The organism is Micromonospora sp. NPDC002411 (assembly GCF_053592955.1).
The window spans coordinates 1-9390 of the sequence record NZ_JBSFBM010000261.1; the positions used below are offsets into that span (position 1 = coordinate 1).

General features: G+C 70.6%; 11 protein-coding genes. 5 read left to right on the forward strand and 6 right to left on the reverse strand.

Translation table 11 applies throughout. The features are described 5' to 3' along the window. Window positions 1-58: 58 nt before the first annotated feature. The 3 genes from ACWCO3_RS25695 to ACWCO3_RS25705 all read right to left on the reverse strand — a co-directional run bounded on the left by ACWCO3_RS25695 (window position 59) and on the right by ACWCO3_RS25705 (window position 1726). Window positions 59-703, reverse strand: a complete 645-nt coding sequence (locus ACWCO3_RS25695) for a dihydrofolate reductase family protein (RefSeq protein WP_358050185.1) — start codon at window positions 701-703, stop codon at window positions 59-61. Next, window positions 700-1401 carry a dihydrofolate reductase family protein gene (locus ACWCO3_RS25700; protein ID WP_145778246.1) on the reverse strand — a complete coding sequence of 234 codons (702 nt, stop codon included), beginning with the start codon at window positions 1399-1401 and terminating at the stop codon, window positions 700-702. The genes ACWCO3_RS25695 and ACWCO3_RS25700 overlap by 4 nt, the downstream gene beginning before the upstream one ends. Window positions 1402-1477: 76 nt before the next feature. Beyond that, window positions 1478-1726: a hypothetical protein gene (locus ACWCO3_RS25705; protein ID WP_450012442.1), complete on the reverse strand. Its 249-nt coding sequence runs from the start codon at window positions 1724-1726 to the stop codon at window positions 1478-1480. A 135-nt stretch (window positions 1727-1861) separates the two neighbouring features. Here ACWCO3_RS25705 and ACWCO3_RS25710 point away from each other — a divergent pair, with 135 nt between their 5' ends. After that, on the forward strand, window positions 1862-2743 hold the full coding sequence (locus tag ACWCO3_RS25710) for an LLM class flavin-dependent oxidoreductase (RefSeq protein ID WP_358162397.1): 882 nt from the start codon (window positions 1862-1864) through the stop codon (window positions 2741-2743). 8 nt (window positions 2744-2751) lie between these two features. On the opposite strand, the gene ACWCO3_RS25715 is transcribed toward ACWCO3_RS25710, so the two are convergent. From ACWCO3_RS25715 to ACWCO3_RS25725, 3 genes are all read right to left on the reverse strand, one after another. Next, the gene (locus ACWCO3_RS25715; RefSeq protein WP_423436396.1) at window positions 2752-3183 is read right to left on the reverse strand and encodes an ASCH domain-containing protein; all 432 of its coding nucleotides are present in this window, start codon (window positions 3181-3183) and stop codon (window positions 2752-2754) included. A gap of 67 nt (window positions 3184-3250) precedes the next feature. Next, window positions 3251-4303 (reverse strand): questin oxidase family protein, encoded by a 1053-nt coding sequence (locus tag ACWCO3_RS25720; RefSeq protein ID WP_358075347.1) that lies wholly within the window; start codon window positions 4301-4303, stop codon window positions 3251-3253. 33 nt (window positions 4304-4336) lie between these two features. After that, window positions 4337-4888 carry a phosphoribosyltransferase family protein gene (locus tag ACWCO3_RS25725; protein WP_450012446.1) on the reverse strand — a complete coding sequence of 184 codons (552 nt, stop codon included), beginning with the start codon at window positions 4886-4888 and terminating at the stop codon, window positions 4337-4339. A gap of 186 nt (window positions 4889-5074) precedes the next feature. Between ACWCO3_RS25725 and ACWCO3_RS25730 the strand changes: the two genes are divergently transcribed. The 4 genes from ACWCO3_RS25730 to ACWCO3_RS25745 all read left to right on the forward strand — a co-directional run. Beyond that, window positions 5075-5707, forward strand: a complete 633-nt coding sequence (locus ACWCO3_RS25730) for a septal ring lytic transglycosylase RlpA family protein (protein WP_450012448.1) — start codon at window positions 5075-5077, stop codon at window positions 5705-5707. Window positions 5708-5811: 104 nt separating this feature from the next. Next, window positions 5812-6936: a PP2C family protein-serine/threonine phosphatase gene (locus ACWCO3_RS25735; RefSeq protein WP_450012453.1), complete on the forward strand. Its 1125-nt coding sequence runs from the start codon at window positions 5812-5814 to the stop codon at window positions 6934-6936. Window positions 6937-7065: 129 nt separating this feature from the next. Further along, the gene (locus tag ACWCO3_RS25740; RefSeq protein WP_145778239.1) at window positions 7066-8922 is read left to right on the forward strand and encodes an acyl-CoA dehydrogenase; all 1857 of its coding nucleotides are present in this window, start codon (window positions 7066-7068) and stop codon (window positions 8920-8922) included. A 277-nt stretch (window positions 8923-9199) separates the two neighbouring features. After that, window positions 9200-9390: DUF6458 family protein (locus ACWCO3_RS25745; protein ID WP_450012451.1), on the forward strand; the 191-nt coding region annotated here is incomplete at its 3' end.

Sequence of the window (9390 nt, forward strand, 5' to 3'; positions counted from 1 at the left end):
CTTGGACAGTTTCCGTTCAGCCTGAACGGAAACTGTCCAAGATCTGTGAACCTCCCGGTCATCGTCGCCAGAACAGCAGATGGGTGATCCCGCTGGTGCTGGGCACCGACTCCAGGTGGAAGCGGTCGAGAAGGTCGTCGGGGCTGTCCCACAACCGCTCGCCCCGCTCGAGGTCGACGGGCGCGACGGCGATGTGCATCGTGTCGACCAGATCAGCATCGAGGAACTCGCGGATGGTGGCGACTCCACCGCCGAGGCGTACGTCCCGGCCGTCGGCCGCCTGCTTCGCCTGGGCCAGTGCCTCGGCCGGGCTGGCATCGAGGAAGTGGAACGTGGTGTCGGCCAGGGTGAACGACGGACGTACGTGGTGGGTGAGCACGAAGACCGGCGTGTGGAACGGTGGATTGTCCCCCCACCAGCCCTGCCAGTCATGGTTCTCCCACGGGCCACGCTGTGGGCCGAACTTGTTGCGGCCCATGATCTCGGCGCCGATGTTGCACTCGGCGTCCCGGGTCAGGTAGTCGTCCAGACCCCGGCTGCCGCCGGGCTCGGTGCGGTAGACGAAGCTGGCGGTGGCTGCCCGCCAGGAGAACAGCGGGGTGGGGTCGGCGTGGCCGAAGGGCCGTTCCAGGCTCTGCCCCTCGCCGGTGCCGAACCCGTCGCGCGAGACGTTGAAGCACTGCACCCGCAACGACTGCGTCACCTGGTCACCGTCGGGCCGCCGGTGCTGCCCCGATCGTCGAGCACCAGTGGCGCTCGACCGTTCACGGCGTACCGGATGTGGGTGACCTCCGGTGTGTGGATGACGCGGGTCGGCGTCAGCTCGATCGCCTCCTTGTCGGCGAGGTCGAGGTCCGCGTCGAACACCCGCAGGCCGGTGCCGAGCACGACCGGTACGACGTGCAGCTCCAACTCGTCGAGTAGACCCGCCTTGAGGACCTGCCGCACCAGGCTGCCGCCCCCGGCCACCGCGACGTTCTTGCCGCCAGCCACGGCACGTGCCTGCTCGACGGCGCTGGCCACCCCGTCCGTGACGAAGGTGAAGCTTGTGCCCCCCTGCCGCAGCAAACGCTCGCGGGGGCGGTGGGTGACGACGAAGACCGGTGCGCGAAACGGTGGCTCGTCACCCCAGGGCACCTCACCGCCGTCGGCCATCCGGCGTCCCATCACGTACGCGCCGGCCGCCTCGAAGGTCTCGGCGATCACCTGGGAGTTGGTGTCGTGCACTCCTCCGGTGAAGCCCTGTCGTTCACGCCACGCCGACACCTCGGTCGCCCAGCGGGTGACCCGGAAGAACCCGGCGCTCTCCGCCGAGTCCATCCAGTTGCCGTCGCCCTCGAACAGTGGGCCAGCGTAGAACCCGTCCACCGACACCGACAGCTGTGCGGTCACCTTCGTCATCGCGTGTGGTCCTCTCCTCTGGCGGACACCTGTCCCGGTGCCGCTCGCCGAGGGGTCGGAGCCGAGCGGAACGACCCTACCGGAGTGGACTGTGATCCACGTCACTCAACGGCTCGGCCAGGTACCACGTTCCGGCGTGTTCCGGGTCGCGGGACCAGCGCACCCGGGGCAACTCCTCCGGTCGGGGCCTCCAGTCGCGGTAGGGCGCGAGCGCCAGCCGCCAGGCGATCACCGAGAAGACGTAGATACCCGGGCCGACCAACCACAGCAGGGCGTCGCGTCGCCGGTACGAGGCGTACGGCGCGAGCCAGGCGGTGGCCGCCATCGGTACGGCGATCGGCGATGTCCGCCTCGATCCGCAGGCCGAGGCCGGTCAGGACGAGGAACGCGGGCCGTAGGTCCATGATCGAACGCTAGCGGCGACCTGGCCCCGGTGGTGCCCCGGTCTAGGCTGGCGATCATGCGGATTGGCATCGTGATCCTGCCGGACCAGCGGTGGGCGGAGGCGCAGCGTCGGTGGCGGCAGGTCGAGGAGTGGGGGTTCGACCACGCCTGGACGTACGACCACCTGGGTTGGCGGGACCTGGTCGACGGCCCGTGGTTCGACTCGATGGCCACGTTGACCGCTGCTGCGACGGTCACCTCCCGGATCCGGCTGGGCACCCTCGTGGCGTCGCCGAACTTCCGGCACCCGGCCGCGTTCGCCCGGCAGATCACCACTGTGGACGACGTCTCCGACGGTCGAATGCTGCTCGGTCTCGGCGCGGGTGGCATCGGTTTCGACTCGGCCGTGCTGGGCGGTGAGACTCTGCCGCCGCGTCAGCGCGTCGACCGGTTCGCCGAGTTCGCCGAGCTGCTGGATCTGATCCTGCGCGAGGACGGCACGACCTGGCGGGGTGAGTGGTTCGCCGCGGTGGACGCCCGCAACAATCCCGGCTGCGTGCAGCAGCCGCGGGTGCCGTTCGTGGTGGCCGCCAACGGGCCGCGGTCGATGCGGCTGGTGACCCGGTTCGGCCAGGGTTGGGTGACCACCGGCACCGGTGACGACAACGACCTGGAGACCTGGTGGGGCAGCGTTTCGGCGTTGTCGACGCGGATGGACCGGGCGCTGGACGAGGCCGGCCGTGATCCGGCGACCCTGGACCGGTATCTGTCGATGGACTCCGCGCCGGTGTTCTCACTCAGCAGTGCGCAGTTCTTCGCCGATCAGGTCGGCCGCGCCGCCGACCTGGGCTTCACCGACGTGGTGACGCACTGGCCGCGGGCCAGCAGTTGGTACGCCGGCGACGAGGACGTGCTGGCGGACGTGGCGACCCGACTGCTGCCGGAGTTGCGCGGCTGAGGCGGCGGTCAGGTGCCGAGGTCGCCGCTGGCCACGCCGCCCTCGCCGCCGGAGACCAGCCGCAGCCGTAGGCAGACGATCTGGCTGTCGTCGTCGACAGGTGTGCCGAGCCGCGCCCAGTAGGCCGCGTGCCCGGCCCGCCACTCCTCGATCGACCGGTCCCCCTCACCCTCGGCCCGGGCGAACTCCCAGGGCACGTCGGCGAAACGGACGATCTCGACGCCGGTGATCTCCACGACGCCGGCCAGCGCGTCGTCGTCGTCGACCAGGGCCAACCGTTCGCCGACGTGCTCCAACTCCTCGCCCTCCTCCGCGTACTCGGCGAGCCGGCCGGCCGTCGCGGTCTTCACGCCGGCCAGCACGAGGGTGTTGAGGGTCGTCCGCAGCTCGCCGGGGGTGCCGAGGGCGAGGGTGCGCAGTTCACCGATCCGAGGCCACATCCTGCCGAGGCTAGGCCAGTGCGCCTCGTACCGCCGCCGCATTGTGCCCGGCCCGGCTCGGGATCGGTCAGATCATCTGCCCGGCGTAGCCGGGGGCGGCGAGGAGGCGGTCGTCGCCACTGACCGCGTGCGCGTCGAGCACCGCGTCGGCCAGCTTGACCACGTGTTCGTCGCCGTGCCGAGCCGCCCGGGCGAAGACCTCCGCCGGGGTCACGGCGGTCACGGTCGGCGGTGCGATGCCGTCGGCTGGGGCGTACACCGAGGTCATGGCCGCCGTCGCGGCCCAGGCCGCGGTGAGGCTCGGCGCCCACAGCGCCCGGTCCAGGGCCGGCAGGGTACGCAGCACGGCGGTCGGCGCGGTGACCGCGTGCACCAGCATGACCGGCTCGGTGTGCCCGAAGCGCAGGTAGTCCAGGCCGGCGCGGTGCACCAACGCGGTGAGGCCCTTCGCCGCCTCGGCGGGGCTCCGCGCGGGGCGCAGCGCCGCGAGCGCCGGCTCCCATCCGGGTACGCCAGGCAGCCGCTTCAACCGGTCGCGGACGCCCCCGCTCTGGTCGTCGATCCGGGGTAGCCCGGCCAGCGCCGCGTCCACGTCCACCTGCTCCGGGCCTGTGGACGGGTCGGTGGGGAGGTTGGTCGGCATCCGGTCGGCGCCCGGGACCGGCTGCCAACGCGCCGCCCAGTAGCCGAGGGCCTGGCCCAGTTCGGTGAGCCGCTGCGGGGTCTTGTCGTCCGTTTCGAGCGCGCGTACCGCGTGCCCGACCCGGATCACACCGTGGGTGGCGCCGGCGGCGATGCCCGGCAGCAGTCGGGGCCACCAGGTGCCGAGCACGTCGCGCCACGGGTGTTCGCGCAGTTGTCGGTCGAAGTACGCCAGCCAGTCCCCGGCCCGCTTCGCGTCGCCCAGCGCGCTCCGCCAGTCGGTGATCGGGTGCAGCCCTCGGGGCAGTTCGTCAAGTCGGCCGAGGTAGCCGTCGAGCCAGCGGTGCACCTGCTGCTGGTGCCCGTGTCGGGTCAGCGCCTCGACGGCCATCGGCCCGTGGTTGGAGAGCCACCCCTCGAATTCGGGGCCGGTGCGGTGCAGTCGTTCGTACGCCTCGTCGAGAATTCCGTCACTCATGCATCGATCGTCAAAGCTGAACCGCGCTTCAGGTCAAGCCGGCAGATCAGCGGCGTCGATCAGACCGACGATCCGTAGGTCGGCCGCGACCTCGGGCGGACAGTCGACGGCCACCACGGCCGCGCCCAGCACCTCGGCGCCCCGTGCGGCGCAGATGTCGTAGAGGGCGTGGATCTGCGCGCCCGTGCGTACCCAGTCGTCCACCACCAGCACCCGGTCGCCAGGGCCGAGGTGCCGGTCCCGTACGGCCAGGTCGACCTGTCGACCCCGGTAGTCCGGTGGGCTCTGCGCCCAGGTGAGTGGCCCGGCCGGCAGGCGCCCGTCGCCGGGTTTGTGTGCGGCCACGAAGCCGACGCCGAGTGCGGTGGCGGCCAGTGGCCCGAGCAGCAGCCCGGTGACCGCCGGAGCGAGCACCACAGTCGGCCGGGCGGCCCGGTACGGCGCCACCAGGGCCGGACCCAGTTCGGCCAGGACCGCCGGGTCCCGCCACCAACCGGAGATGTCGCTGACCAGGTGACTCGTGCCCGGGCCGGGGTCGATCCACCGGAACAGGGCGGCCAGGCGGTCGGTCAGCTCAGCGGGCATCCGTTCATCCTCCGGTACGGCCTGTGGACGTGTCGGCACCCGGGCCGGCCGGCCCACCCGGGGTCGGATGATCGGCTATACGTATCGGTGCAAATACGGGCATACCACTATGATCACGTTGACTTCGGAAGTACTTCTCTCGTTACGGTCCGACCCGGTTTGTTCAGTCGACGAAAGGACCGGCCGGTGGCAGGCAGGCACTCCCGTACCCGCATCTTCTCCTCTCCGGCGGGCATCGTGGCCACCGCTGCGGTCGGCGTCGCCCTCGCCGTCGGGGGCACGTTCGGTGCCGTGCAGCTGACCTCCGGTTCCGCCCAGTCGGGGGAGACGACCCTGGACCTCACCCCGACCACCGCCGCCAGCAGCCTCACCCCCAGCTCGCCGGCCGTCTCTCCGAGTGCCAGCGCCTCCCCGAGCGCGTCCGCCAGCCCGTCGGCCACCCGCTCGCAGCAGGCCGCCTCCCGAAGCAAGGCCCGCACCGCGTCACCGAAGCCGAGCCCGACCGCCAAGAAGACCACGGCGGCGGCGAAGGTCCTGGACAGCGGCTCGTGTGGTGCCTCGTTCTACTCGGACGGGCAGCTCACCGCCAACGGTGAGTCGTTCAACCCGAACGCTCTGACCGCCGCGCACAAGACGCTGCCGTTCAACACCAAGGTCCGGGTGACCAACCCGGCCAACGGCAAGTCGGTCGTGGTGCGGATCAACGACCGGGGCCCGTTCATCGACGGCCGCTGCCTGGACCTCTCCCGGGCCGCGTTCGCCACCATCGCCTCCGTCGACGTCGGCGCGCTCACCGTCCGCTACGAGATCCTCGGCTGAGCGGCGCGGGTGACGCCGATTTGGTCGCCCGATTGGCCCGGCCGGTCAGAACCTCCTCGGACGACGGGTCAGGTTCATTCACCGATTCACGAGGATCAGGCAAACTGTCCCTCGTATCCACGCGATTCCTCCAGCCGGGCCGACGCCCGCTGAGCCCCGGATCCCGCGCCGGCCTCGGCGCGGCCCTCGTTCTGCTCGCGATCGTGTCGGCGGTGGAGGCGGCGGACGGCCGTTGGGCGCACTACGTCGCGCTGCTGGCGGCCGTACCCTTCCTGGCCGCCGCGCTGGCCTCCTGGCCGGTGGTGCTGGGAGTGGGTGTCGGAGCGACAGTGGTCGGGGCCGCCTTTGCCCTGGTCGAGCCGAAGATGTCGCTGGAGACCTCGGTCAGCGTGTTCGGGGTCGTGCTCGCCACCGGGTTGGCAGTGGCGGTGACGTCGGTGCGCCAGCGGCAGGCGGAGCAGATCGTCGAGTTGACCAGGCTCGCCTCGGTCGCCCAGCAGGCGGTGCTACGCCCGCTCGGGCCGCAGGTCGGCACGCTCTCGGTCGCCGGTCGCTACATCTCCTCCACCGCGACCGCCGAGATCGGCGGTGACCTGTACGAGGCGATCGACACGCCCTACGGCGTCCGCATGATCATCGGGGATGTGCGCGGCAAGGGCCTGGACGCCGTCCGACTGGCGAGCATCGTCCTCGGGTCGTACCGGCACGTGGCGTACGAGCGGGCCGACCTGCGGGCCGTCGTCGCCGACCTGGACCGCGCGGTGGCCCGCAACGTCGGTGACGAGGATTTCGTGACCGCGGCGTTGGTCGAGGAGCGCGGCGGCACACTCACGATCGTCAACTGTGGACACCCGCCGCCCCTGCTGTTGCGTCGCGGCGCGGTGATCCCGTTGGAACCGCCGGCACCTGCGCCTCCGCTCGGGTTCATGCCGGTGGTCCGCCCTCGGGTCGAACGCCTGGAGCCCGGGGACCGGCTGCTGCTCTTCACCGACGGACTCGGCGAGGCGCGGCGGGACGGCGAGTTCTTCCCCACCGCCGACCGGGCGTGGCGGCTGCTCGGCCACGGCACGGTCGCCAACGGGTTGGCCTCGCTGGAGACGGCTCTGATCGAGTGGGTCCACGGACGTCTGGACGACGACATCGCGCTGGTCCTGATGGAGTACGTGGGCGCCCGCACCGGTGCGGCCGCGGCGGTTCCGAGCTGGGAGGTCGGCGCCGCCGAGAGCTGATCTCGCCCGCGTGGCCCGAAGCTGTGTAATCGCCGTCACTTGTGTGATCCGCTTGTCGCTGGCTACCCGCGAGTAATACAGTTGGGGTTACTGATCGGTAACACCTGTCCGGAAGCGGGGCCAGCGAGCATGACCCACTACAAGAGCAACCTGCGGGACCTTGAGTTCAACCTGTTCGAGGTCTTCGGTGCGGACCGGGCGTTCGGCCAGGAGCCGTACTCGGATCTCGACGCCGACACCGCCCGCAGCTTCCTCGCCGAGCTCGACCGTCTCGCTCGCGAGGACCTCGCCGCCAGCTACACGGACAGCGACCGCAACCCGCCGGTGTTCGACCCGGCCACGCACACCGCGCCCCTGCCGGCGTCGTTCAAGAAGTCCTACCAGGCATTCATGGACTCCGAGTTCTGGCGCCTGGACCTGCCGCCCGAGCTGGGCGGCACCAACGCGCCCCGGGCCCTCTGGTGGGCGCTCGCCGAGCTGGTGCTCGGCTCGAACGCCCCCATCTGGATGTACGCCTCCGGCCCGTCCTTCGCGCACGTGCTGCACGTCGAGGGCACCGACCGGCAGAAGCAGTGGGCCAAGCTCTTCATCGACAAGCAGTGGGGCTCCACCATGGTGCTCACCGAGCCGGACGCCGGCTCGGACGTCGGTGCCGGCCGCGCCCGCGCGACGCAGCAGCCCGACGGTTCCTGGCACATCGAGGGCGTGAAGCGCTTCATCACCTCGGGCGAGCACGACCTGAGTGACAACATCGTGCACTACGTGCTGGCCCGCCCGGTCGGCGTGGAGGGCGTCGGTGGCCCCGGCACCAAGGGCCTGTCGCTCTTCGTGGTGCCGAAGTTCCACTTCGACGAGACCACCGGCGAGCTGGGTGAGCGCAACGGCGTCTACACCACGAACGTCGAGCACAAGATGGGCCTGAAGGTCTCCAACACCTGTGAGCTGACCTTCGGCGAGCACGGCGTACCGGCCAAGGGCTGGCTGCTCGGTGACAAGCACGACGGCATCCGGCAGATGTTCATGATCATCGAGTACGCCCGGATGCTGGTCGGCACCAAGGCGATCGCCACCCTCTCCACCGGCTACCTCAACGCCCTTGAGTACGCGAAGAGCCGGGTGCAGGGTGCCGACCTGATCCAGCAGGCGGACAAGGCCGCACCTCGGGTCACCATCACCCACCACCCGGACGTGCGTCGCTCGCTGCTGCTGCAGAAGTCGTACGCCGAGGGTCTTCGTGCTCTGGTCCTCTACACCGCCTCCTGGCAGGACAAGGTCGCGATCGCCGAGGCTGCCGGCGACGAGAAGGCAACCAAGCTTGCCAAGCGGGTCAACGACCTGCTGCTGCCGCTGGTCAAGGGCGTCGGGTCGGAGCGGGCCTACGAGATGCTCGGGCACGAGTCGCTGCAGACCTTCGGTGGTTCCGGGTTCCTCCAGGACTACCCGCTGGAGCAGTACGTCCGCGACGCCAAGATCGACACTCTGTACGAGGGCACCACCGCCATCCAGAGCCTGGACCTGATCTTCCGCAAGATCGTCCGGGACAACGGCAAGGCGCTGATGGCGGTAGCCGGCGAGATCCAGGAGTTCATCTCCTCCGAGGCGGGCAACGGCCAGCTCAAGGAGGAGCGGCAGGCGCTCGGTAAGGCCCTGGCCGAGGTCCAGAACATCCTCGGCGTGATGACCGGCTGGCTGGGCGAGGCACAGGGTGGTGACACCCGGGCGCTCTACAAGGTCGGGCTCAGCAGCCGGCGCTTCCTGCTGGCGATCGGTGACCTGGTCGTCGGCTGGCTGCTCCAGCGGCAGGCCGACGTGGCGCTGAAGGCCCTCGCCGGCGAGGTCTCCACCAGCGACAAGGCGTTCTACACCGGCAAGGTGGCCGCTGCCCGTTTCTTCGCCCGCGAGGTACTGCCCCGCATCGGCGCCGACCGGCGGATCATCGAGGGTGCCGACCTCGACATCATGGACCTCCCGGAGGAGGCCTTCTGACCGTGCCACGGCACGGCTGACGGTCCGGGTCGCACCACCCGGGCCGACACCGACGGCCGGCGAGGGCTCGCTGCCCCCGCCGGCCGCCGCCGTTTCCGGGCGGACGCCCCTGGCGCCGGCGGCGTTGATCGCGGTGTCGCACCGGTGGCTGGCACTGCGGGCAGCGTGAGCACGCATTGGGCCAGCCCGGCCGGGTATGCCGGCGTCGTGACGGGTAACCGTCGCGTGACCTCGAAAGGGAACGCCCAGAGCCACCGCACGGGGGAGTGCAGCGCATATGGGTGTAGGAAGCGGCATCTTTCTCATCGCGATCGGCGCGATCCTGACCTTCGCGCTGAGAGCCAACGTCTGGTGGATCGACGTACGGGCGGTCGGCTGGGTCTTCATCCTGGCCGGGCTGGCCGTACTGCTGACCACGCTCTGGTTCTGGCAGGACCGGCGTAAGCGGGCCCGGACCCTCATCGTGGA

Bases quoted from the DNA above. Each gene is read 5' to 3' on its own strand.
- ACWCO3_RS25725 (WP_450012446.1), bottom strand. From the start codon at position 4,888: ATGCCCGCTGAGCTGACCGACCGCCTGGCCGCCCTGTTCCGGTGGATC.
- ACWCO3_RS25715 (WP_423436396.1), bottom strand. From the start codon at position 3,183: ATGTGGCCTCGGATCGGTGAACTGCGCACCCTCGCCCTCGGCACCCCC.
- ACWCO3_RS25710 (WP_358162397.1), top strand. From the start codon at position 1,862: ATGCGGATTGGCATCGTGATCCTGCCGGACCAGCGGTGGGCGGAGGCG.
- ACWCO3_RS25705 (WP_450012442.1), bottom strand. From the start codon at position 1,726: ATGGCGGCCACCGCCTGGCTCGCGCCGTACGCCTCGTACCGGCGACGC.
- ACWCO3_RS25700 (WP_145778246.1), bottom strand. From the start codon at position 1,401: ATGACGAAGGTGACCGCACAGCTGTCGGTGTCGGTGGACGGGTTCTAC.
- ACWCO3_RS25720 (WP_358075347.1), bottom strand. From the start codon at position 4,303: ATGAGTGACGGAATTCTCGACGAGGCGTACGAACGACTGCACCGCACC.
- ACWCO3_RS25740 (WP_145778239.1), top strand. From the start codon at position 7,066: ATGACCCACTACAAGAGCAACCTGCGGGACCTTGAGTTCAACCTGTTC.